The 22,594-nt window shown below is 47.6% G+C and carries 20 protein-coding genes; 5 read left to right on the forward strand and 15 right to left on the reverse strand.

The features are described 5' to 3' along the window. Positions 1 to 14 precede the first annotated feature (14 nt). Complete coding sequence (locus ACYVHB_RS01785) at positions 15 to 3,224, forward strand: HD domain-containing protein (RefSeq protein WP_461049044.1); 3,210 nt, start codon at positions 15 to 17, stop codon at positions 3,222 to 3,224. A gap of 60 nt (positions 3,225 to 3,284) precedes the next feature. On the opposite strand, the gene ACYVHB_RS01790 is transcribed toward ACYVHB_RS01785, so the two are convergent. The 8 genes from ACYVHB_RS01790 to ACYVHB_RS01825 all read right to left on the reverse strand — a co-directional run bounded on the left by ACYVHB_RS01790 (position 3,285) and on the right by ACYVHB_RS01825 (position 10,189). Beyond that, the gene (locus ACYVHB_RS01790) at positions 3,285 to 4,577 is read right to left on the reverse strand and encodes a DUF6371 domain-containing protein (protein ID WP_461049046.1); all 1,293 of its coding nucleotides are present in this window, start codon (positions 4,575 to 4,577) and stop codon (positions 3,285 to 3,287) included. 122 nt (positions 4,578 to 4,699) lie between these two features. After that, a complete protein-coding gene (locus ACYVHB_RS01795; protein ID WP_461049048.1) occupies positions 4,700 to 6,181 on the reverse strand; it encodes a DNA primase family protein in 1,482 nt (493 codons plus the stop codon). A 59-nt stretch (positions 6,182 to 6,240) separates the two neighbouring features. Then, positions 6,241 to 6,678, reverse strand: coding sequence for a VRR-NUC domain-containing protein (locus ACYVHB_RS01800; RefSeq protein ID WP_461049050.1), 438 nt, complete (start codon positions 6,676 to 6,678; stop codon positions 6,241 to 6,243). After that, complete coding sequence (locus tag ACYVHB_RS01805; protein ID WP_461049052.1) at positions 6,675 to 6,977, reverse strand: helix-turn-helix domain-containing protein; 303 nt, start codon at positions 6,975 to 6,977, stop codon at positions 6,675 to 6,677. Before ACYVHB_RS01805 ends, ACYVHB_RS01800 begins: the two co-directional genes overlap by 4 nt. 114 nt (positions 6,978 to 7,091) lie before the next feature. Continuing rightward, complete coding sequence (locus ACYVHB_RS01810; protein WP_461049054.1) at positions 7,092 to 8,138, reverse strand: hypothetical protein; 1,047 nt, start codon at positions 8,136 to 8,138, stop codon at positions 7,092 to 7,094. Between the two features lie 91 nt (positions 8,139 to 8,229). Continuing rightward, the gene (locus tag ACYVHB_RS01815; RefSeq protein WP_461049056.1) at positions 8,230 to 8,559 is read right to left on the reverse strand and encodes a type II toxin-antitoxin system PemK/MazF family toxin; all 330 of its coding nucleotides are present in this window, start codon (positions 8,557 to 8,559) and stop codon (positions 8,230 to 8,232) included. Continuing rightward, a complete protein-coding gene (locus ACYVHB_RS01820) occupies positions 8,556 to 8,810 on the reverse strand; it encodes a hypothetical protein (protein WP_461049058.1) in 255 nt (84 codons plus the stop codon). Before ACYVHB_RS01820 ends, ACYVHB_RS01815 begins: the two co-directional genes overlap by 4 nt. Before the next feature lie 17 nt (positions 8,811 to 8,827). After that, positions 8,828 to 10,189, reverse strand: a complete 1,362-nt coding sequence (locus ACYVHB_RS01825; protein WP_461049060.1) for a site-specific integrase — start codon at positions 10,187 to 10,189, stop codon at positions 8,828 to 8,830. Positions 10,190 to 10,552: 363 nt separating this feature from the next. Between ACYVHB_RS01825 and ACYVHB_RS01830 the strand changes: the two genes are divergently transcribed. Then, on the forward strand, positions 10,553 to 10,942 hold the full coding sequence (locus tag ACYVHB_RS01830) for a response regulator (protein ID WP_461049062.1): 390 nt from the start codon (positions 10,553 to 10,555) through the stop codon (positions 10,940 to 10,942). A 71-nt stretch (positions 10,943 to 11,013) separates the two neighbouring features. Here the strand turns inward: ACYVHB_RS01830 and ACYVHB_RS01835 are convergent, their stop codons facing one another. From ACYVHB_RS01835 to ACYVHB_RS01850, 4 genes are all read right to left on the reverse strand, one after another. Then, positions 11,014 to 12,222, reverse strand: a complete 1,209-nt coding sequence (locus ACYVHB_RS01835; RefSeq protein WP_461049064.1) for a glycosyltransferase family 4 protein — start codon at positions 12,220 to 12,222, stop codon at positions 11,014 to 11,016. A 178-nt stretch (positions 12,223 to 12,400) separates the two neighbouring features. Further along, positions 12,401 to 13,174 carry a glycosyltransferase family 2 protein gene (locus ACYVHB_RS01840; RefSeq protein ID WP_461049066.1) on the reverse strand — a complete coding sequence of 258 codons (774 nt, stop codon included), beginning with the start codon at positions 13,172 to 13,174 and terminating at the stop codon, positions 12,401 to 12,403. A 72-nt stretch (positions 13,175 to 13,246) separates the two neighbouring features. Beyond that, positions 13,247 to 13,882, reverse strand: coding sequence for a WcaF family extracellular polysaccharide biosynthesis acetyltransferase (locus ACYVHB_RS01845; protein WP_461049068.1), 636 nt, complete (start codon positions 13,880 to 13,882; stop codon positions 13,247 to 13,249). Then, positions 13,833 to 14,765, reverse strand: coding sequence for a glycosyltransferase family 2 protein (locus ACYVHB_RS01850; RefSeq protein WP_461049070.1), 933 nt, complete (start codon positions 14,763 to 14,765; stop codon positions 13,833 to 13,835). Before ACYVHB_RS01850 ends, ACYVHB_RS01845 begins: the two co-directional genes overlap by 50 nt. A 133-nt stretch (positions 14,766 to 14,898) precedes the next feature. Here ACYVHB_RS01850 and ACYVHB_RS01855 point away from each other — a divergent pair, with 133 nt between their 5' ends. The 3 genes from ACYVHB_RS01855 (at position 14,899) to ACYVHB_RS01865 (ending at position 18,670) form a co-directional block, all read left to right on the forward strand. After that, on the forward strand, positions 14,899 to 16,896 hold the full coding sequence (locus ACYVHB_RS01855; RefSeq protein WP_461049072.1) for a sialate O-acetylesterase: 1,998 nt from the start codon (positions 14,899 to 14,901) through the stop codon (positions 16,894 to 16,896). 73 nt (positions 16,897 to 16,969) lie between these two features. Then, a complete protein-coding gene (locus ACYVHB_RS01860; RefSeq protein WP_461049074.1) occupies positions 16,970 to 17,734 on the forward strand; it encodes a methionyl-tRNA formyltransferase in 765 nt (254 codons plus the stop codon). A 72-nt stretch (positions 17,735 to 17,806) separates the two neighbouring features. Continuing rightward, positions 17,807 to 18,670, forward strand: coding sequence for a polysaccharide deacetylase family protein (locus ACYVHB_RS01865; protein WP_461049076.1), 864 nt, complete (start codon positions 17,807 to 17,809; stop codon positions 18,668 to 18,670). A gap of 55 nt (positions 18,671 to 18,725) precedes the next feature. Here the strand turns inward: ACYVHB_RS01865 and ACYVHB_RS01870 are convergent, their stop codons facing one another. The 3 genes from ACYVHB_RS01870 to ACYVHB_RS01880 all read right to left on the reverse strand — a co-directional run bounded on the left by ACYVHB_RS01870 (position 18,726) and on the right by ACYVHB_RS01880 (position 22,512). Beyond that, the gene (locus ACYVHB_RS01870; protein ID WP_461049078.1) at positions 18,726 to 19,883 is read right to left on the reverse strand and encodes a glycosyltransferase; all 1,158 of its coding nucleotides are present in this window, start codon (positions 19,881 to 19,883) and stop codon (positions 18,726 to 18,728) included. Positions 19,884 to 19,903: 20 nt separating this feature from the next. Further along, positions 19,904 to 21,073 carry a glycosyltransferase family 4 protein gene (locus tag ACYVHB_RS01875; protein ID WP_461049080.1) on the reverse strand — a complete coding sequence of 390 codons (1,170 nt, stop codon included), beginning with the start codon at positions 21,071 to 21,073 and terminating at the stop codon, positions 19,904 to 19,906. Between the two features lie 65 nt (positions 21,074 to 21,138). Then, a complete protein-coding gene (locus ACYVHB_RS01880; protein WP_461049082.1) occupies positions 21,139 to 22,512 on the reverse strand; it encodes a hypothetical protein in 1,374 nt (457 codons plus the stop codon). Positions 22,513 to 22,594: the final 82 nt, after the last annotated feature.

A 22,594-nucleotide genomic window follows, 5' to 3' on the forward strand; every position in this document is an offset into this window, starting at 1 on the left:
ACAAAGTCACAACAATGTACACACTTGAGAAACACTTATTATCTATCAGTAATGAAAATCAACAAGTTGAATTATTGAATTCAATTTGGAAATTAAATAAAAAGTTTGTTCCTAATGCACAAAATGCAATTAGCATAAACTTTCCTCACTATAGTTTACATGATAATAGTCATTCAGAAACTATAATAAAAAATATAGAATCATTATTAGGCGAAGAAAGAATTAAACAACTAAGCCCAACAGATACATGGCTAATCTTAATGTCAGCTTTTACTCATGACCTTGGGATGGTTGTATTTTACAGTACTTTAGAGCAGAATTGGAAGGAAAAAGAATTTCAAGCTTACTTGAATGATATTAGTATTTTAAGTAATGATAAAGATTTACAAGAATCAGCCATACTTTTGTTAGATATAAGCTCTAATACGAAAAGTGAAAATGATTATAACTCAAACCTTCCTTTAAAAATAAGAAAATCTGTTACACTTATAATTGCTGACTATTACCGTAAAAATCACCATTTAAGAAGTAAAAATATTCTATTAGGTAAGGATAAAGAATTTTATGATTTAATGAATGGATTTAACTTGACAGGGATACCCAATAGATTTTCAGTTGTGTTATCTGACATTGCTTTTGCACATGGTATTGATTTTTATCAAGTAATTGATAATTTAGAATATATATCTGACGGTTATTCAAGCGATAAAATGCACCCAAGATTTATTGCTTGTTTATTAAGAATAGGTGATTTATTAGATGTAGATGATAAAAGATTTAATTTATTTCAAAGTAAAGTTATTGATGAAAACTTACCTGAAACGTCTGATAACCATTACCAGAAGCATTCATCAATAAAGCATTTGCTTATTTCACCTAAATCCATTGAGATCACAGCGGACTGTAGTGATGACAGAGTATATAGGGTTGCACGTGATTGGTTTGATTGGCTTCAAAAAGAAGTTGAAGATCAAAGTAAAGAATGGTCGTACATAGCCCCAATAGAATTAATAGGTATTGCGCCAACTATATCACGTGGAAAGCTGAAGGTTTTGTTTCAGGGTAGTGAGTCAAAAAGGGATTTCATGAACCTTCGTTTTAGTATATCAAATGAAAAAGTTTTTGAAATTTTCGAAGGATCAGCAATATATCAAAACGCTGAATTTGTTTTTTTTAGGGAACTGATACAAAACGCTTTTGACGCATCAAAAATTGAGATATGGAGACTCGTACAGTCAGGCGTGTACGATTTTCTCATAAAGAAGCATTTAGGTATGGAAAGTAACACAACTCATCAAGATGTAATAAACTCTATTTTATTTCCTGGAGATTTACCTAATGAAATTTGGGATAACTTTCCAATAGAATTAAATATAGATTGGCTTGATGACAATAAGCAATATGTAGTTATCAAAGTTAAAGATAATGGGACAGGAATATCAGATAGTGATTTAATAAGAATGACGAATAAAGTAGGTCAAAGTAGAAGTAAGGACAAATCGTTCCAAGATATAAAACAAACTATGCCATATTGGCTTAAGCCCACTGGCGCTTTCGGTATAGGGTTACAATCTTTGTTTTTGGTAACTAACAAATTTACAGTTCGAACCAAAACAGATTCTGAACCGTCAAAAGAGATTATTTTTCATTCTGCAAAAAACGGAGAATACTGCAAGGTGACCTCTTCGAATCCTCCTATGTCAAGAGGAACAGAAATTTCTTTTACTCTTTCTAAATCTAACTTTTCTGAATTGTTTCCAAAAAGTTTTAACAATGCAATTGTCGAGCAGTTTGATACATTTAGTGATAAATATGGTGAAGTATATTTCTACAAAATTATTGAATTTCTCCTGCAAGAATTTAAACAGGTTAATGTACTTGAAATAATTATTTCAAATGAAAAAATCAAAAAAACAAACTCTAATCTCGATAGAGATCATTTCAAAAGTTTATACAATTCTGATAAAATTCGCACTGATTTATATCAGGTGACATTATATCGACCACATCTATCGTTTCATCGATATTCTTTTATTGTAGACGAAAGAATTGCAGTCGGATCAAACTTTAGGATCGCATTTTTAGATAGTTTTACTAACAATAAAAGGCATCCACATCCTGGTCAATATTATCAAGATCAATATCTTGTTAGAGATATAAAAGTAGATGTTGAATTTCCGCATTACTATAAGCTTACATATTGCAACATTATGTGGAATTTACAAAGTCCAGAATCAGACAAAATTCTAACTATTTCAAGAGATGGGTTTATTAGAAAAAAACAAAGAGAGATTGATAATGATTTTCTTAATAATATTCTACCAAAAACGTTAAGTGAGATTATAAATTTATTTGAATCTAACTGCAAAACTTTCGATGAAATTATCGCATTTCAATATTTTCATCTTGAACTTACGGCTAAAATGGCAAAAATCCCCATAAATTCAAAAGCTGAAATATATGGTCTTGCTGTTTTGCCGGAAGAAATATGCACAAATTTAGACAAGTCACCTGTAAAATTGTTCGAATTTATTCATTCGAAAAGTATTTTGTTTACTCATAAATATAAAAGTTTACTTCCAGATACTATCGAAAAGACTAAAGATGCATTTGGAAATTTTCACGCAATTGAAAATTTCATTGCAGACTTGGTTTTATGGGATAATTTTTATTTTGATTCTTATATGCTTTTAAATAATTTCTATCTTAAGGATTACAAGATTTTTAAAACGGAAGAGGCACTGTATTCAGTTATGATTTTTGAAGAAAACTTACAAAAAGGCTTACCAGTATTATGCAATGAGCTATCGGAACAGGAAATTTTAAAAGGTTTACTTGAAAACTTTTCGGATGGAAAAAGGCGTACTTCAATGTATCCTATTGAAAAATATTTCAAATACTTGTCAGTTGAAAACAGTTTTGATGAATTTACCCCAAACTTTAGATTAAAACCAATAACGCATTATATAATTTCTCCATTTAGAAACAGAAAAGAATACGACGATTTGAAGCTTCTTTTATTTAAACCTGATAATCAGAAAATGAGTGATGATGAAGTTCGTAGCTTTGTCAAAAATTCTCATCTTAAAACTCTTATTCCCGAAAACTTGCAAGATTTTATATTAAAAAATTCGCTTAACGGAAATGAAATTACCAATGAGAAAATTCTAAATGCGTATTTAGATTTAGTAGTCGATCTGCTTAATTTAGAGATCAAAAGTTAACTTTATGAACATCTTAATTAAGCATTTTAATGTTGTTAATTAATAGTTTCAAAACAGCTTTTAATTATCCCATTCGGCTGGGTACGTATCGCATGGCTCAACAATCAACCGCTCAAGTTGGGATTCGTAAGGACGACAGATACTGCCAGGGTTCGTGGCCCATTCTGCCAAAGTATGAACGACAACCGGTGTGTTTAGCAAAAAATCGGCCAGGTCTAACCCCTGCTCTTTCTGTTGGTTGGTAGCCCCTTGCTCCAACAAATCTGATACGCTGATCTGATAGCATTTCGTGTTTAGGTCGTCCGCAACCTTACTCCAACGGGCAAACGCTTTCCCATCTTTCGACAAATCAGGAAACAGTTTTACGGCGCGGCCACGAAGGGGGGCTAATCGTTCGGCGTTGAGGTAGGATAATGCACCAACAGCCAACCAGACAAAATCCGGTATTAGGGCCGAACACACAACGGCCGTTTTGGGGGCTTCTACGATAGCAACGGGCTGATCTACCGGGGCAGTTGCTATTTGGTGCAAACCAAACAAGATAGGCCAACGGGGGGCGTTTTTGTGGTAATCGGTCAACCAGTCCGGCGCGGGTTGTTCCTGCTGACGATATCGGCGTAACAGACCATGACTGACTGAGCTAATGCAAACCTTTTGATTGCCTTCCTGATCGGCGTAATTAGCCTTATGCCAGTCGTTAGCAAACAACACGACTTGCCCCGCTCGAACGCGGTGCTGCTCGTCCTTCAGCCAGAACACACATGCACCCGGCCAACGTGCCGACGTGCCAATCTGGAACCGTTGTAATAGCGTAAGAGCTTCAGAGTTTCCGAACTGCCTACTAAGTAAGCGGGCAAACTGGTTATGCTGGTAGTGGCCTAACGTTGGGCTGAACACCTCATCAGGAATGCAATAGATGGGGGTGGTCAGTGTAGGTTGTGTAGAACGTGTAGCTTTATCGAAAATAAATTTTGCTACTTTTTCGGCCTGTTCAGGAGTTGCGCCAATCAAAGCGTCTTGAAATCCACTTACCACACCTTCACGAGCGCAGCCGTTGCGTTTCCATTTCCCGGCTATACGAAACCATAATTTCGGTATGGGTGGCATCTGGCTATACTGGTTGACCTCATCGGCGTAACTCATGCCCGACGCTGTTTTCTGATAAGGGCTTAACTGATAGCCGCAATTGCTTTCCCGGTCGCAACGGCCGTAGAGTTCGGGTAAGGCTTCACCCGTCCGGCTGTCCACATAGCGACTTAGGGTTTTACGGTGACGTGGCCCGCACTGTGGGCAATCAGCTTTGATTGCCTTTTTAGGGAGTTGATAGCGGTAAGGCTTGGTTTGTGTCGACATAGGAAAAAAAGGTTTGTTTATGCCTACACTGCTTACACAGCCTACACGTATCAGAAAAAAATACGAGGGGCTGATCTGTGTAGGCTGTGTAGGTTGTGCAGGCTTGAAAACAACTTTTATTTTTAGTACGGCATGTCAGTTCTATGCACATAAGCTACATAGCCAAACCGGGCGCGTTCGGTTTGTACACCGTTGGCATTTAGCCGCTTCTGAAAATTGCGGTTGTTCACCGGTCGGTATCCATCCTCAATGCAATACGCCTTATATTCTCGATACAAGTCTTTCAAGGGTATAGGATTGGTGCTGACCTGATATCCTTGCTCATCCAAGAATAGCCGCACGGTGTCGGACTGTCGCTTGTAGGTTTCCAGTTGCGTCCGTACCGCTTCACAGTCGGTAAAGCGGCCCTGTGCCAGTAGCCGACGTAAACCCGATAGTATCCAGTTGAACACGCCCGATAGCTCCGACTCAATAATCTTGTTAGCTAACTGCTTATCCTGTTCGTGTTCAGGAATGGTTACGCCGAACGGTACGATGAGGAACCGCCGAAAATAGGCAGGTGTGTGTTCCACATCGGCGGGTAACTCGTTACAGTTAAAGATGAGTTTGGCGTAATTAGTCAGAATGAAGGGTTGACCGTAGGGTAAGCGGGCTTCGACGGGTTCGCCCGAAACCATCTGTTTGAACGTGTCAGCTTCTAACTTGCCGTTTATCTCGCTGGCATAGTTGACCAATTTCGTAGCCAGATGAGCGCGGCAATAAGCGGGTTCATTGGTCAAACTTTGCAGGGAGTAATGAGACACATTATCCGGTCCCAGCAAGGCCGTAACAATCTCAAAAAATACTGATTTGCCATTTGCCCCTGAACCGTAAAGCAGTAGGGTCTTTTCCAATTTCAACTTTGCCGGACTGATAAAGACATAGCCTAAATATTCGGCTAACAGCTTTTGGCAATCGGGATCGGGTTGTACCCGGTTTAGAAACTGCTCAAACTGTGGGGCGGTCGCTGTGGGGTCATAGGCAAAGGGTAACTGATGGGTCAGAAAGTCAGCGGCAGCGGGGGCGCGTATATCCTGGCTATCGGTGCTGATCTCGAACGTGCCATTGGTCAGGTTGATACGGACAGATTCACGGTTGACGGGCGGGGCGGGTAAGGTGGCCGTTTCGGTGAACTGCTCGAACAGGTCTTTGGAAAACTCAACGTATCGGGCCGTAAATTTATCAACGCCCATGCGTTCGGCGGCTTGCCGTAGGAATGCTTTCAGGTCGTCTTTCCCGAACGGTTTCCAGTATGCCCCGTTGTAGGAATAGAAAAAGCCTTCACGCTGGCATAAGTCCCACCGGTTGCGGCTGGCCAGGGCTAACACTTCCTCAACGGTAATAATGAGATAGTGGGGCTTTTTAAGTTTCGCGTCCTCATCATCAGGTTCAAACCCGGCCCGCTCCCGATAATCAATTCTTTGCACCTGCTCTAACAAATTGGTCATTAGCTGCGCGTGTGGCTGGCAGACAAAGGCCGTATGTTTAAGCCGGTGGGCATCGGCGGTGATCTGCGCTGTTATATCCGACGCGGTTAGCGTATCTTTATGGAGTTCAGTTGCCATATAATTGATGAGTTAAGCAGGCCGATACTGTGGGGTATCGGCCTGCTTTAGTTATGGATTCATACAAAGGGCGGGGTCAGGAATTGAGCCGTAAACCAGTTATAGAAGCTCTGAAAGTCACGAGCTATGTAGACGCTTGCCCCTGCTCTTTGCAGATCGCTAATGGTCTCGTTTTGTACTTCAGATAGCCGGTCGAATCCGTGCTTGACCTCGACAAATACAGCGCGGCCCTCGATAACGGCGAACACGTCTGGCAGTCCGGCCCGTTGCTGACTTGGAATGTACTTATTCACATCAGCGCGGTACGTTCCGGTAGATTGTAGCCGGGTGGCAAAATGGCCTGTCAAGTTGCAAAAATCGACAATGCACTTTGTCAGGCCGTTGGCGTCCCGGTCATTGTACTTGCTGCGGGGAATGTATTTGGCCGGAAAGTTGGGAGATCGCTGCGCCTTATGCTGATCGGCCAGGGTGTTGAGGTGGGCAAGGGCTGTGCTCATGCGTCCGGCCCTCCTATCGTTTCGCGGTTGCCCTCATCCAACCAGTTCAAAAGTTCAGAACGACGGAACGCCAACCGGTTACCGCGTTTCTTATGGGGTAATTTTCGCTCTGATACGAGCGTATAGATACGGGCGGCACTCAGTCGGGTGACTTGCCGGGCCAACTCGATACCGCCAACTTCATCAGGTGCGGTGTGGCTGGTAGTAGTGAGGGCGCTAAACTCCTCTCGAACGGCCTCTTTGACAATTGGGCGAATCAAAGAAGCCAGAAAAAACTTTACATCGGTTAAATCGCTCATGGCTGACTTGTTTAAAGTTCAGCCACAAAGAAATTAGAAACTTTTCGGTAAAATCAAAGAATGAGAGGGCAAAAGGCAAGTTGCACCGGGGCAAAAGGCAAGTTGCATTACCATTTACTTTTTAAAACCTAATGCCCGCTCTATTGTATCAATACTAACACCATGCTTTTTGGCTGCAAGTCGCGTCGCTTCACTTGTGCCTTTACTCTCTAATAATTGAAAATTATTAAAGTCGGCTTTGTATTGCTCATACCGCTTTTTAGTGCCTGATTGCTGTTTACGTTCTTTACTTCGCTCATCGGTGATCGTTGGTGTTGAATTGACTGGGGTGCTTGTTTGGTGGGATATGGAGGTAGGAGCGGCCTCTATCTGTACTCTGTTTAATTCTTTTATACGCTCCTTGTTCCAGATAAATACAAGCGTTCTGGCATTGCGAAATATCGGCGAATCTTTGTCCTGTTGTACAAAAAGGCTTGTCTCCATCATAGATTTTTGTGCGTTTTTAATCTCATCATTACAGTATTCAATAAACTGAAGATTAGTTAGGATTTCTCTTTGCTGTTGAGCTTGAAATGTTATCTGCGCTTTTATTTTAGTCCGTATGTATACCGGCAAAGGGCATTTATCGCACAGTTCACCAATATCAGTTTTGAATGTTTCGGCAGTGCAAAGACTGTAGATTTCGGGGGGTGTACCAGTCTGAATCATGTTGACTTCGTTTGATACATAGTTCTTGTACTTATCTAACTCGATAATAATCTCTGGTCTGTCCTGCGGGGCTTGTGTCTTCCAACGATCAATATTTTCTAACTCTTCTTTTAACCATAGCTGGCGATATTCTTTAATATCACTATCTGTACTTTCCTTTCCTGAATTCCATTTTCGCCGTTCTTTCGTTTTCGCAAGTTGCTTTATATAGAATTCCTGACGGGCTACTATCATCTTTTCGGCGTCGTCAGTTGGTACATAGGGTAGCCCTGTTGCTGCTACCATTGCCTCAATTATTCCATTGAATACAGGTGATTCGTTACGGGTAATTCTTTTTCCACCTTGTTCAGGGTCTCCATCATAATAAGCAGCATTGCGAACGGATTCCTGTAACATCTCTTTAAGTCCATTTTTGATACTATCCTCATTCATTAAATCAAAAACGTATTTCATTTTAGTATGATTAAAAGTTACAACGAAGTACCACAGGATGAATCAACAGTTTCCGATGAAATCGACTCTGATAGAGTTGTCGATTCAATTGCTACAGGGTTTTTGTTAAGTGGTCGGCTAACCGTCGTCGTAGGGTATTGAGTACTGAATCAGGAACCCGGCCAATTACGCCCCGAACGTCGGATGGTTTTACCACTGCCAGAAAACTAAGCCGTATTACCGATGAGGTTCGTAGGTTGTTGCTACGGTCAGGGGTTAGTACTTCGTCAAAGCCGGATATTTCCTGCCAGAGTTGCGACGAAATACCACACGTCAGGAAATCGCTGTAGGTTGGCAAAGATCGTAACACAAGCGCGGGCCGTACTTTGGCAGAGCCGGTAACGGACGCAATCGGGCAAATAATTATATCCCCCTCGTTCATGGTTTGTAGTTGGGGTTGGTCCAGGTCAGTTCAGCGTCCGAGTAGTCTGGTTCATCGTCTCCGTAGGCGCGGGCTAATCCCTGTATTGATTGTGCGTAAAAATCGGCTCGTTCCGTGTCCTCATCCTGTTGGCGAATGAGGTCTAATAATCCGGCAATCAACGGATTTAGCTGGCTGTCGTGTTGCTGTACGTCAATGGTCAAAATTCGGGGGTTCCCCTGTTGGTCAGTGATGAGTGATACGCCTTGCATGATTTGTGAAGTTTAATCTAAAGTAAAGCATCGTAAGCTAAATCAACGGTTTCGGATGCAAAAGAATCCAGATAGATAGCGGTAACGGCTTCGGTCTTATGGCCCATCATTTGACTAATTACGGCCGTAGCGGTGCCTTTTTGCCGTAAGGCCGTAGCGAATGAGTGCCGGGCAACGTAGGTAGTTAAGGGTGTGTCAATTCCGGCCCGCTGGCCTACTGTCTTCAGATCGGCGTTGACCATTGCAGAAACCTTGTGCGTCCGGTTGTGAATTTGCGTCGGTGTCTGATGCTGTTTCCCGTTGAGGATGGGGAATATGTACTCGTCAGGCCCGTTACCCGTATCGGGGCGGTATTGCTCAATAATGGTAATGGCGGGGGCCAACAACCGAACAGAGAACTTACCGCCTGTTTTCTGTCGTATGTAAGTGAGCCGCTGATTTCCCTCACTGTCGGTAGTCAGGTTACGCCAACGGAGTTTAGCCAGATCGACAAAGTTGATACCGCCAACGTAGAAACTGAACAGGAATACATTCTTTGCCAATGTCAGGCGTTCGACTTCAACGGCATTGCGTAAGTGGGCATGAGGGCCGGTAAAGCTGCCAGTAGGGGTAAAGTCTTCTATCTTACGTACCTCATCCCGGCCGATTGCCCGCTTTTGCGTTGAGGTATCGAACTTGCCGATACTGAATTTGTGCTTTTCGGCTACGTTGCGGGCAAAAGGGTAGTGGTCTGGTTTGGCTACACCTTCAGCAATAGCTTTGTTGAGAACAGCGCGTAGTGTCCGGTAGCGATTGCTCAGGGTCGTATCTGAGTTACCCCGTTCCCGAAAGAACGTTTCCAACTGGTTGCAGAACCGTATCGTTACCTCACTAAATGATATGTCTTCTTTCCGGTAGTGATCCTGAATGAAGTCAGCAAGTTGGTTTTTAAGGTCTCTATAAATGATGCTATTCCCTTTTTGCCGGGCGGCTACCATTCCGGTAACTAACTCATCTATGTAAGCCAGTAAGGTGACCCTACGGGCTTGCTTGCGGCCTTCAATGGCTTTGCTGGCAACGGCTTTAGCGTCGTGCATTTCGTCACCATCGGCCAACGTATCAGCGGCATTGCTGTACTTCTGTTCCCATTCGTGCAGCTTTTTTATCAGTTCGTTCCGGTAGGGTTCGGGGTAGCTTTTACGAACAGCTTCTTTGTAGCCAGTATAATTGTCATTCCAGTACTTAGGAGACAGACTTAAGCCGGTAGCTACAAACGTGCTTTTACGATCTTTGGTAATGCGTAACCAGAACGGGTGTGACCCATCGGCAAGCGTTTTAGCGGTTCGGTAAATGACCTTTACAGTTGCCTTGCCTTCTTTGTGTTCCGTTGTCCGTGCCATTTGTTGTACCTAACTTTTGGGTACAACGTTAGGTACAACAAATATAACAAGTTATGTTGTACCCACACTAAAGGACAATAAATTAATATATCACAACAGTCTGATTATTAGATAAGTAATAAGTAATAATAAGCTATAATTTGGGTAAATCGTACGCCTTCTAAGCAGACGGTCATTGGTTCGAATCCAATCGGGGTCACATCGTTAATAAGCCAGTCAGTATTTAATCTGATTGGCTTATTTGTTGTTGATGGTCAATGGTTTACGCCTGATAGTACTATTGTCGCTATCTATAAAACAACTGGTAACTTTTCTGGGTTGACCCATAAAGATACGCTATCAGGGGACAGTAGACTACGCGCAATGGAGAACCATATACTCTTAATCGACGATGATGAGGATGAGTCCATCCTGTTGGAAATGGTCCTGCAGCAGTGTACCAAACGGGCCAAAGTTCATCAGGTGAGGCATTTTGAACAGGCCGTTACCTTCGCTGACACCTTCCTGCCGACCCCCAATTTAATTTTCTTAGACTTGCGCTTACCCGCCACGAACGGTTTGGACATACTGGCCTGGATTCGTAGCCACAACCGTCTGAGAGACGTGCCCGTAGTAATTTGGTCGCATTCGGCCAGTGAGGAGGAGATTGAGCAAAGCAGCCTGCGGGGTAGCAGCTACTTTTTATCGAAGACAGCCGATCAATCAGCCATACGTAAATCTGTCGATCACATCTGTGAAAACTGGCTGCAGTAACTCAAATCAGCGCTACCAAAAACGGCTTCCCCTACGCATGGGGAAGCCGTTTTTGGTAGCGCTGATTTGAGTTACAGGTAATCGACCAGCCGCCGACCGAACAAGCCGCTTTGTAATTCCCGACGCAGCACTGCTCTCCGGCGACGCGGATGCGTTGACAAGTACATGATGCGCATTTTAAGCAGAAAGCTGACAACCATGTAGAGACCGAATAGACTGGCCAGAATCAGCAGTGATTCGGTGTTGGTGATGTTGCGGTTCAACAGAAAAAACAAGACCGTATTCGCTAAGGAGATTCCGCACAGCACGGCCGTAGCCCGAATGTGAGACAGGCCGCTGTCGAGCAGAATATGATGCATGTGATTGCGGTCGGCTGAAAAAGGGGACCGGCCAGCCAGAATCCTGACCAGAAACACCCGCAGCGTATCGAAAATCGGGATAATCAGGATGACGATTGCCACAATTGGTGCGTTGAAAAAAGCCGTTGCTTCGTACCGGAATGATGCGTTGAGGTTAACGAACCGAACTGCGAAAAACGCCAGCATGAAGCCAATAATCAACGAGCCCGTGTTGCCCATGAATATCTTGCTGGTCTGAGAAAAGTTGAACCGCAGAAAACCAATCAGCGCGCCCGCCAGCGTAAACGCCAAGCAAGCCATGGTAAAGTGATTGGTCATTAAAAACCAGCCGCCGAACGTAGCACTGGCAATGGTGCCAATTCCCCCCGCCAGCCCGTCGATGCCATCAATAAGGTTAATCGCGTTGGTCAGGGCAATGAAAATGAAGCACGTCAGCAGAATACTGACAATTTCTTCGATGTGGTGGAAGCCCATAATGCCATACAGGTAATCGACGCGCAGGTCGCCGAAGAAAATTAAAATCAGCGCAGATAGCACCTGAAACAGGATCTTTTTATTAGGGTCAATGCCGACCAGGTCGTCTTTTATGCCAATAAAAAACAAAATCGTCATGCCCGCAACCGACAGGTTCGTGCGGTAAATGTCGGTCTGGTCAATGCTGGGCCACAAAAAATACGCAATCAGAAGGGCGGCATAAATGGCGATGCCGCCAAAGGTTGGTGTTGGCGTGGTATGCGACCGGCGTTCGCCGGGTTTCTCCATCAGGGATTTTAATTCCGAAATTTTGATGATGACCGGAATGGCGACAACGGCGACAAAGCAGGCTACTAAGAATGATAAAATGCATTGGTACAGACCCAGGGTGAATAGGTCATCCTGAAATTTGTGCTGGAGGTAAGCTATAAAAAGGTCAATGTTCATAGGGCTGGTCGTTTATCTGGCATTCCACCGGTCAGGTACGTTTGCCGAAAAGGCGGGTGAAAGCCGCTCTGTTGCTAAAGTTCCGCTTGGACGGGCAGTGGCATCAGAAGGGGCGTAAAAGTGACTGGTTTGTCCTGTTTTACAATTAAAATTTGAGTTAACGGCGTCCAATATTCGTTTACGACTGGTTTTCAAGGGCAGGCGGCTTGCTCACATACTGATTAAGCTTACGCAGTGGCTTCAGCCAAAGCGTGAAAAAGTACGGTTTCAGGCCATTCAACTCCCAGGCTAAGTGGTCATCGCGGTTGGCCCGAAGCCGGTTTTTCAGGCTACTATTACTAATCCCGCCCGCCCGCATCACGATTGTCACTTCGTCCATATAGGCCAGTTTAATCTTATTCTTATGAATGAAACGCAGGAGCAGTTCATAGTCAGCCGCGCTTTTCATGTCAAGTCTGAACGAGCCGTATTTTTCGTATAACTCCCGCTTCGCAAAGAACGACAGGTGGCCAGGCATCCAACCCCATTTAAACGCGTCTTTTCGGTACCAGCCCGACCGCCAGTAGCGTTTCAGTTTCTGGGTGTCGTTGCGGTCTACGTAGATCATATCACCGTAGACCGCGTCGCTGGCAGTTCGCTTAAAAACAGCAACCATGTTCGCGACAACCTCCGTGTGCCGGTAGAAATCATCGGCATTCAACAAGCCAATAACGTCTCCCGTAGCTAAACGAATGCCTTTATTCATGGCATCGTACAACCCTTGGTCGGATTCCGATATAAAACGGGCAACTTTCGTGCCGTATGACTGAACAATCTCCACGGTTCCATCCGTCGACTTCCCGTCGATAATAATATACTCGATGGTCGCGTACGTTTGATTGACTACGGAGTCAATGCAATCCCGGATGTATTGAGCTCCGTTGTAGACAACCGTAATGATGGAAACTTTCACTATAAACAGGTGTAATAGTAGTGAATAAGAGCAAGGGTAATTATGTGAGTAACAATCCGCAATCAGTTGCTCTTACGAATCGATTTTTCGCTGCCGAATCCAAACGGCCGGGTTTCCCTGATAAATGCCATACGGGTTGAGCGAATGAGTGGCTACCGAATTAACCGCCAATACCGCGTGCGACTGGCAATGCACCCCCGGCCCCACCACCGATTTAGCCCCAATCCAGACGCCGTTGTCGATTGTGATAGGCCGGGTCGTGAGGTCGAATGTAGATCGCCGGTAGTCGTGATTACCAGTTAGTAGCATAGCCCCCTGTGACAGGCAGACATGGTTGCCAATGACGACTTCGCTAAGGTTGTCGATCCAGACCTGCTCCCCAATCCAGACGTGATTGCCCACCCGAAGTAACCAGGGGTACTTAATATTAACCGCTGGTTTGATGATCACACTGCTGCCAATTTTAGCGCCGAACAGCCGCAGCACCCTGACTTTGAGCGTCATTGGGATGGGTAGGTAGGTATTCAAAAAAAACGAATTCGTCAGAAACCACAGCAGCACCTTCCAGCGTGGACCGGGATTATACCAACTAATATTGAAGCGGGAGAAATCCGTCTGACCATTGGTTTCGGGCCGGGGCTGATCGGACGGGACCGGTTCAGTCCTGACCAATCTTCCGGGGTTGAGCGGGTCTGAGATCTTTGCCATACTCTTTCAGGAAATAATCAATAATTGCCTCTTTGTCGCGACCGGCCCGCAGGATCACCTCCATTAGCTTGGCGTCGACCAGAAAACGGTACCACAGGGCCTGTAGCACACTCCAGACAAAACCCGCACGTCCGTCCAGAAACCCTAACCGCACAAAATACCGGTAGATAAAGTACAGCACGGGCCGGGTAAAGAGCGGTAAGGACGCATACCGTTCTTTCAGAAAGCGCATCCGCTGGTCCTGCGTGCCAAAGAGTCGGGCCTGCACCGTTTCTGCTTTGTCGAAGTGATAGCGGTAGTTGAGCAGATTAATTGCTTCCAGAATGGTATAATGGTTGTGTTTCTGCGTCCACCACGTTAGGTTATTCAGGTTATGATCAACAATATCGTGGTCGAAGCGAATGGGCTGACCCTTGGTTAGTTTGATATGCTCATCGTGCCAGACCTGCTCACAAAAGCCATCACCCCGTCGCCACACGCGCAGCAGCCAGATCGGGTAGTAACTGCCGTGGCGCATCCAGCGGTCCAGAAATATGACCCGTCGTTTCACGTACACCCCCCCCACATCGGCCGGGAGCGTTGCCAGCCGCCCGTTAATCTCAGCCGCCAGTTCGGGCAGCACGTACTCATCGGCGTCCATCCGCATGAGCCAGGTGGTCTGGAAAGGCGTGTGGGCAATGCCGAAGTTGAACTGAGTGGCGTAGTTAACCCACGCGTTCTGAACGACCATAGCCCCCATCGACTGGGCAATGTCGACGGTACGGTCGGACGAAAACGAATCGACAATAAAAATTTTGTCCGTGAACAACAGAAGACTTTCCAAACACCGGGCAATGTGTTTTTCTTCGTTGTACGTTAAAATGATGACGGATACGTCACTCATGTGGTCACACTAAAATGGCTTTTAACAAGAGTTTTTTCGCTCTTTGTGTCGAAAAAGACCTTATTTTTACAATACCGTTCAGGAGTCAATCAATCACGCAATATTATAACTTTTTTTAGACGGGAAAAAGCTGATGAAGAGACTTTACAGTGCATTCATGTTGTTTTTGTACTATCTTCCGACATTCGGGCAGGTAACGTTTGATCAACTGCCCCACGATTTACAACTCTATCCACGCAACGCGACGAATCAGGCTGAGGTGCCCATCAGCGGGCAGGTGACCACGGCGGGCTGGACTAAAATTGGGGTGCAGGTGCTGCGGGAAGGGAAGGTGAGTCAGCAGCTAAGCCAAACGATTGCCCCGGCATCCACAAACACGGCGTTCCAGTTTCAGGCTCAGATCAAGGCTGAACCCGCGGAGTATTCGGTACGGGTGTTATTGTACAAAAACAATGATTCAACGGAAATAGTAACGCGCAGCCGAATCGTTTCTGGTGACGTGTACATCCTCTACGGGCAGTCGAACGCGCTGGCTTTGGGCGGATTAGAGGAATTCTATTCGTTCGATTTTGATGACAAATACCTGCGCAACTGTACATTTCCCTACAACTCATCCAACATCCCGGCCGAGATTCAGTGGTATCCGGCTAAACAGCCGTTCAGCAGTGTGGGCGGGTTTGGGCTTACCCTACAGCGACTCATTCTGCAAACCTACGGTATTCCAACCGTTGTGATCAATGGCGCACAGGGGGGCACGGGTATCGGCCCGCTGGCGTTCCGCGATGCCGCTAACCCAGCCAATCTGACTACCTTTTACGGGCAACTGCTGTTTCGGACGCAGTGGGCGGGTGTGGCCAAAAACGTGAAGGCAATTATCTGGAAGCAAGGTGAGGACGAAGCGGGCAACAACCCGGAGGGCTACGCCGAAAAATTCAGTAAATTATATGCTCAGTTCCGCGAAGATTACGGTAACGCACGTATATACGTTGGTCAGATTAATATTCTGGGCGACAGGGTGGAAGGGGCGGCTGCGCTGCGCGACTTTCAGCGACGGACGCAGTCCATATACAGCAACGTGGGGGCCATTGCTACAGTTGGAACCCCCGATTTAGGTAACGACGGCATTCACTACGGTGGACGAGGGCATCAGCAGTTAGCATTGGAGCAGTTTCGGCAAATTGCCCGCGATTTTTATGGATCGAAGGACACGCTGCAAATCAATTCGCCGGATGTTAAAAAGGTGTTTTACAATACCCGCAAAGACTCCATCACGATGGTCTTTGACGAAGGAATGCAGATGGTGTACCGACCTGATACTACGTTCTATAGTTTTGCCACGGGCGCCATACTATACAGCCGGAAACAAACGGATTATCTGTACTTAGACGGTCAGGCAGGCCAGGTCTCGGTAGGTTCAGCTACTGGTAACCGCGTCACGCTGGCCCTGCGGCAGCCCGTTTCGGCTAAAACTATCCGGTATTTGCCCGCGTACTTTTCTGATGCACAATCGAAATTCTACGACGGACCAGTACTGAAAAATACGCGGGGAATGCGGGCTTTTTCATTCGATAATGTGCCGATTGCCGACGCCCTCACTCCTGTGACGACGCTCGCAGCCCGACCCGTTACTGAAAAGCAGATTCAGCTAACCTGGACCGCGTCGGCGACGGCGACGGTGCAGTACCTCGAACGCGCCGACGAAACGCCCGCTACCTACAAGCCCATTGCCACGCTGGGTGGTGCCATCACTACCTACACCGACGACAACCTGCCCAACCCGGTTGGTACCTACTATTACCGGCTCCGAACCGCCAGCGACCTGTCGGAGTCAGCGTATAGCAACGTCATTCGTTCGCAGCCGCTGGTGCTGGGTGCCGAACCCATTATGCCGTTGGCGCGACTGTACCCGAACCCGGTTTCGGCCGGTCAAATGCTTTACATCGACGTAGAGCGGATGACAGTTACCGATGCGGTCGTGCGTGATTTGCTGGGCCGGGCTGTGAAACGGTGGGCTGGAACCGCCCGCAACACCATTGCCATCGGGCTGGATAACGTAGAAGCCGGGTTATACGTGGTAGATCTGCAAACCGCCGACGGCCCAATTTTGCGCCAGAAGGTTGTTGTTCGGTAGAGGTGGGCGTTGGCTTTGCGCTGGATTCCGTATTTTTGCGCCCGCAACCAACGTTCTCTTTACCCTTTTACTTATGCGCCTTGTCATTCTGACGCAGGACGATCCTTTCTACCTCGCCCGCAACATCGACTACCTGTTGAAAAAATTGCCTCCCTACGCCGAAGTCGTCGCGACGGTGGTGTTCGACGTGTCACCCTTCGGCAAGCGGGAAAGCTTTCGGGACAAGATAAAAAAGACGTACGACATCTTCGGGTTACCCTTTTTCATGCGCTACGGGTTCAAATTTGTGGCGTCGAAATTAGACAGCCGCAACAACGTCCGCAAGACCTTGGCCGACCGAAACATCCCGTTGATTCAGATCGAGGGGACCATTAATAAGGACGAGAATATTGCCAAGCTACGGGCTTACAAACCCGATTTGCTGGTGTCTATTGCGGGAAATCAGATATTTAAACGCAAACTGCTGGACGTAGCCACTCACGGCTGTATCAACCTCCATACGGCCCTGCTACCTAAATATCGCGGGCTGATGCCGTCGTTCTGGGTGCTCAAGAACGGCGAAACGCACACGGGCGTATCCGTTTTTTTTGTGGACGAAGGCATCGACAGCGGTCCAATCTTAGTGCAGAACAAACTCGAAATCGGCAACATGACCCAGGCCGAATTAATCGACGTTACCAAGAAAATGGGTATGGATGCTATTCTGGAGTCCATCGAAAAAATTCACGCGGGTAACCCGGAATTGATCGAGAACGACGCGGCCCAGATGACCTATTTCTCATTCCCCACCCGTGCCGACGTGCAGGATTTTCTGGCGGCTGGCAAGCGATTCTATTAATGAAAGTCGATAGTCAATAGTCGTCAGCAACCCACATTTCTACTACCATTGACTATCGACTAACGACTTTCTATGAACATCCTGACGTTCGATATTGAAGAGTGGTTCCATATTCTGGACAATGCATCGACGCGGACCGAAGCCGAGTGGGGCCGGTACGACACGCGGATTTACCGGAATATGGACCGTATATTCCAGCTTTTAGACGAAACCAACAGCCGGGCTACGTTCTTCTGCCTGGGTTGGGTCGCCGACAAGCACCCCGACGTGATCCGCCGAATCGACGCGGCCGGTTACGAAATTGCTACGCATTCCTACGCTCACCAACTTGCTTACGAGCAAACGCCCGCCGAATTTCAGATCGATCTGACACGCTCTATCAACCATTTACAGGAGATAACGGGCAAAAAAATCCGCTCCTACCGGGCACCGGGTTTCTCCATTAAAGAATACAATCGCTGGGTGTTCCCAATCTTAGTAGAGCAGGGCATTGAAGTCGATTGCTCGGTGTTTTCGGCCCGCCGGTCGCACGGGGGCGATGCCTCTATGGGCCTATTCGAGCCGGGGTATCTGAACGTGGGTGGTACATTGTTAAAAGAATTTCCCATCAACACGGCCGCCGTGCTGGGTCAGGACCTGATTTTTTCGGGCGGGGGGTATTTTCGGCTGTTGCCGTACGCCGTTATCCGGGAACTGATGCGCCGGTCCGACTATGTGATGACGTATTTTCACCCCCGCGACTTTGACGCCGAACAACCCATGATTCCCGGTCTGAGCCGGGCGCGGCAGTTTAAATCGTACTACGGACTGAAGGGATGCTGGCCCAAACTCAAACAACTGCTCACCGATTTTCCATTCATCGACCTCACCGAAGCGGACCGCCAAGTGGACTGGAATAAAGTGAGCCGGACGGAAATTTTAATGAATAATGATTAATGGAAAATGCACAATGAAGAGACCGTCTGCTTAACGCACCATTGTTCATTATACATTAACCATTCTTCATTAAAACCTTTTCATATTCATCCAGTAGCCGTTTCGCTACGACGTCAATGTCATACTGCGCCTGTAACAGAGCTGTGGCATTCTGGCTGATGCGCTGCCGCAGAGTTTCGTCGTCGAGTAGGTTTTTCAGCCCCGCCCAGACGCCGTCGGGCGTTAATTCAGCGATGACACCGGCGGCCTGATGCTGACGAATAACGTCGCTAAAGCCCACTTTATCCGATACTAATGTTGCCGTACCGGCGGCCATTGCTTCCAAAACGGCCATCGAAAAACCTTCCGAAAACGAAGGAAGCACAAATACGTCGGCTTCGGCGAGGGCCGCTTTTTTCGTATCGCCGGTTAACATGCCGACCAATCGGATTGAGTCGTTCAGTTGGTGGGTGTCGATAAATTGGCGGGCCGTGTCTTCGTAGCCATCATTCGGGCCTGCCAAAACCAGCACACTATGGGGATGGGTACGGACGTAATCGCGGAAAGCAGGCAACAGCAGGCCCAACCCCTTTTTGACGTTGAGCCTGCTCATAAACAAGACCAGCGGCTGGTCGTCGGCAAGGCCGATTTGACTGCGAAACGTTCCTCGGGGCGGTAGCTGGGCGAAATCGCTCAATCGGATACCGTTCGGAATCACCACTACGTTGGGATGAGGAGCCGCTAAATAATTGTCCACATCGCGCCGTTCGTCGGTGCTGAGCACGTGCACCAAGTCGGCCCGGCGCAGGTACGTTTTTTGGGCGAGAGTGTCGATAAGGGTCTTTTTCCAGCGATTGTGGGCGTAAACCCAGGGGTCCAATACGCCGTGTGGGGTTATTACTTTGGCAACACTGCGGTCAATAAAAAATGGGGCTAACGTGCCGAAATGCCATAGACCGTGGCAGTGAATGATGTCGTACGCCCGGATATTTTTTTGCAGGTAGCTGAACAACTCGCCCGAAAACTCGCGGAAGAACCGGCTGATGACCGGCGTTCGCTGGCACAGAATCAGCCGGGCTCCCGCTGGCACCGGATACGGTTTCTCGCCCTTAGTGATGGGGCTGAGAATATCCACCTGATGACCGTAGCGCAGGGCCACCTGCGTGTGGTCAAAGATTACTTTCGACGGCCCACCAGCCTCCCAGGTGTACGCGCAAATGTTCAGAATTCGCATAGGTGCCGCGAAGTAATCAATTATGAATTGACTTTTACAAATCCGGCGAGCATTTCCCGCGCAACGGCCTCAGGTGCGTACGGCGCAATCAACTGCTGCGCCGACCGGGCCATCTGCTCAATATCGACGCTGCCGTCCATAAACTGCGTCAGATAAAGCGTCAGTTCGGCGGGTTCATTGGAATCAAAGACGAAACCGTTCTGGCCGTGGTGCACTAAATCCGGTACGCAGCCACAGCGGTTCGAGACAATCACGGGCAAGCCGCAGGCCATTGCTTCGTTGACCACCAGTCCCCAGGGTTCCGAAATGCTCGGTAACACCAGTACGTTGCTCAGGGCCAGTACATCAGGCACCCGAAACCAGGGTCGACCCGGCAGAAATCTAACCACATCACCCAGTCCTGATTCGTCCACTTTTTGGCGAAGCACCGGTTCTTCAGGACCGTCGCCGAGCAGAATAAGGCTCCAGTCGGCTGCGTTGGCTGATTGTAGTCGGGCTTCGGCAAATGACGTGAGCAACACTGGCAGGTTTTTGAAGGCAATTAAACGGCCAACGAAAACAAAGTTATTCGGTCGTAAACCCAGTGCCTGCTGCTGTTGGGCACGGGTTGGCAACGCCCGGTCGTATGCGACTCGGAGGGCGTTGTTATCGACGGCGTTCCGGCGAAGCAGAATGGTGACTGGCGCAACGCCTAAGTTGATGAGGTAGTTTGCCGATTGTTCACCGAAACAGAAAAAACCGTCGCATCGACCGAAAACCCAGCGTTTGAATTGCTCTTTCCAGCCCCCGCGCTGGTGATCGGTGGCGGTGCTTTCGACCTGCATCACTACCCGAATGCCGGTTGCTTTGGCCCACAGGAGCACCAGAATCTGCGCCGGGTCGTAGTAGCCGGTCAAATTGATAACATCGGGCCGGAAGGCCCTCACGCGCTGGAGCAGTACAGCAGCCCGTTCGCGCAGGCTGACGTCTTCCATATAACGGTCGAAAAGCAATTCGTAGTTGTATAGATAAACGGGAACTGCCGCGTTAATACCGGTGGTTTCCAGACTCGCCCGCGACCGCTCGTTGCGGGCAATTTGCAGTACCTTCAGGGTCGTATCCGGCCGCTGATTGACCGCCCGCTGGAGGGCCTGGAATACGCTGGCTTTGTAGTGCGCCCAGAGGAAGTTGTGAACAATCAGAATACGCATCAGACAGGCCGCAGGGGTTGGGCCGCGTAGGCTGGCCGGGCCTCAAAGGTTAGGAGTAAACAGGGTCAGGATGGATTGGGAACAACCTCGAACGATTCGCTCGGCTGGTCGGCCGGGTGATCCGACAGGTGAGCCGGAAACAGGTGATCGACGCCCATAAACCGAATCATCAGGGCCAGTGGAAACCAGAACGACGTGTCGTACGGACGCCCGTTGGTAAGTAGCTGAACCAAAATTAACATGTAAAAATAAGCTAAGAAAATGCTCAGTTGGTTTGGATTGCGTCGCATAATTCCCACCACGTGGTAGACGCACAGGGCGTTGAGACCGCCAAACAGAATGAAGCCAAAGATTCCCTGATCGGTCAGCGATTCCAGAATCGGAACGTCTAAATAAATGTATTTGTAGCCATAGCCCAGAATTAACTCGTGCGCGTGTCCTTCGAGTACATTACTGAAGAACTGGGCGCTTATGGACCGGTAAGCCGCCGAATCGTCTAACGTAGCCTGGTAGTTAGCGCCAGCGGCATTCAAGCCCAGCAGGGCGTACACATTGTCTAAGTTGCGTTCCATGAAGCTCATGGCATAGCCGTAGAGAATGGAGTACCCGTAGCTGAAGCGTTGCGTGAGGTAGATGATACCAATGAATCCAACGCCCATAACAATAAGCGGAACGGGTGTCACCAGCCCACGAACGGCGTGGCGAATCTGGGCCGGGCGGACGTTGAAGTAAATGAACAGGGCGGCAGCTATAATCAGGGCAAGAATTGCCGACCGCGTTTGAGTAAGCACCAGCACGACTACATTGAGTATACCAGCGAAAAAAGCCAGTAACCGGAATACAATGCTGGTTTTGGGATGAAGCAGCCAAATGGCGCAGGCAATTGCACCCATAAAGGCATTGCGCGAGAACGAGTGCGGGTTGCCCGTTGCTTCATCGTTACCTCCAATCGTGATGGCCGCCCGCATACCAATAGCCCAGCTTGGGTTGGTCAGCAGAGAATAAAGAAGTCCCAGATTGGATACCAGCGTGAATAGCACGACAATCGGAATAAATACGCGGATGATCTCGTTGGGCGTGTTAATGAGAAGAAACAGAAACAGCAGGATATACGTGTAATAAATCATTTCCTTGTTGTACTCCTTGAATGCCGTATCCCCCATGTACACGTACATGTAAAAAATGCAGAACAACAAGAACCCAACGCCCATCGCCAGCATGGTCATATTAGGCCGGTACAACCGCCGTAGAATGGTAAACGGAACCATCAGCACTAATCCAACGGCTAAGGCCGCAGCCGTGAACACCGTACTGCCGGGGGCCAGCCGGAGCGTCTCCCGAAAGAAGAAGATGAGTGGGTAGCCGTCCACCAATATGCAGATGCCGACAACCATTCGCATGTAATCGAGCGTTTCCAGCAGACTGAGAAATTTCTTCATTGATTGACTTACTTAACGGTTAAGACAACTATTGGCGATGATGCGCTGACACACGCCCGGTCCCCCCGGCACTGCTGCCAGT

This window comes from Spirosoma arcticum, assembly GCF_054779955.1.

Coding starts and splice junctions, on each gene's coding strand:
- ACYVHB_RS01785 (WP_461049044.1), top strand. CDS start 15: ATGTACACACTTGAGAAACACTTATTATCTATCAGTAATGAAAATCAA.
- ACYVHB_RS01790 (WP_461049046.1), bottom strand. CDS start 4,577: ATGTCGACACAAACCAAGCCTTACCGCTATCAACTCCCTAAAAAGGCA.
- ACYVHB_RS01795 (WP_461049048.1), bottom strand. CDS start 6,181: ATGGCAACTGAACTCCATAAAGATACGCTAACCGCGTCGGATATAACA.
- ACYVHB_RS01800 (WP_461049050.1), bottom strand. CDS start 6,678: ATGAGCACAGCCCTTGCCCACCTCAACACCCTGGCCGATCAGCATAAG.
- ACYVHB_RS01805 (WP_461049052.1), bottom strand. CDS start 6,977: ATGAGCGATTTAACCGATGTAAAGTTTTTTCTGGCTTCTTTGATTCGC.
- ACYVHB_RS01810 (WP_461049054.1), bottom strand. CDS start 8,138: ATGAAATACGTTTTTGATTTAATGAATGAGGATAGTATCAAAAATGGA.
- ACYVHB_RS01815 (WP_461049056.1), bottom strand. CDS start 8,559: ATGAACGAGGGGGATATAATTATTTGCCCGATTGCGTCCGTTACCGGC.
- ACYVHB_RS01820 (WP_461049058.1), bottom strand. CDS start 8,810: ATGCAAGGCGTATCACTCATCACTGACCAACAGGGGAACCCCCGAATT.
- ACYVHB_RS01825 (WP_461049060.1), bottom strand. CDS start 10,189: ATGGCACGGACAACGGAACACAAAGAAGGCAAGGCAACTGTAAAGGTC.
- ACYVHB_RS01830 (WP_461049062.1), top strand. CDS start 10,553: ATGGAGAACCATATACTCTTAATCGACGATGATGAGGATGAGTCCATC.
- ACYVHB_RS01835 (WP_461049064.1), bottom strand. CDS start 12,222: ATGAACATTGACCTTTTTATAGCTTACCTCCAGCACAAATTTCAGGAT.
- ACYVHB_RS01845 (WP_461049068.1), bottom strand. CDS start 13,882: ATGGCAAAGATCTCAGACCCGCTCAACCCCGGAAGATTGGTCAGGACT.
- ACYVHB_RS01850 (WP_461049070.1), bottom strand. CDS start 14,765: ATGAGTGACGTATCCGTCATCATTTTAACGTACAACGAAGAAAAACAC.
- ACYVHB_RS01855 (WP_461049072.1), top strand. CDS start 14,899: ATGAAGAGACTTTACAGTGCATTCATGTTGTTTTTGTACTATCTTCCG.
- ACYVHB_RS01860 (WP_461049074.1), top strand. CDS start 16,970: ATGCGCCTTGTCATTCTGACGCAGGACGATCCTTTCTACCTCGCCCGC.
- ACYVHB_RS01865 (WP_461049076.1), top strand. CDS start 17,807: ATGAACATCCTGACGTTCGATATTGAAGAGTGGTTCCATATTCTGGAC.
- ACYVHB_RS01870 (WP_461049078.1), bottom strand. CDS start 19,883: ATGCGAATTCTGAACATTTGCGCGTACACCTGGGAGGCTGGTGGGCCG.
- ACYVHB_RS01875 (WP_461049080.1), bottom strand. CDS start 21,073: ATGCGTATTCTGATTGTTCACAACTTCCTCTGGGCGCACTACAAAGCC.
- ACYVHB_RS01880 (WP_461049082.1), bottom strand. CDS start 22,512: ATGAAGAAATTTCTCAGTCTGCTGGAAACGCTCGATTACATGCGAATG.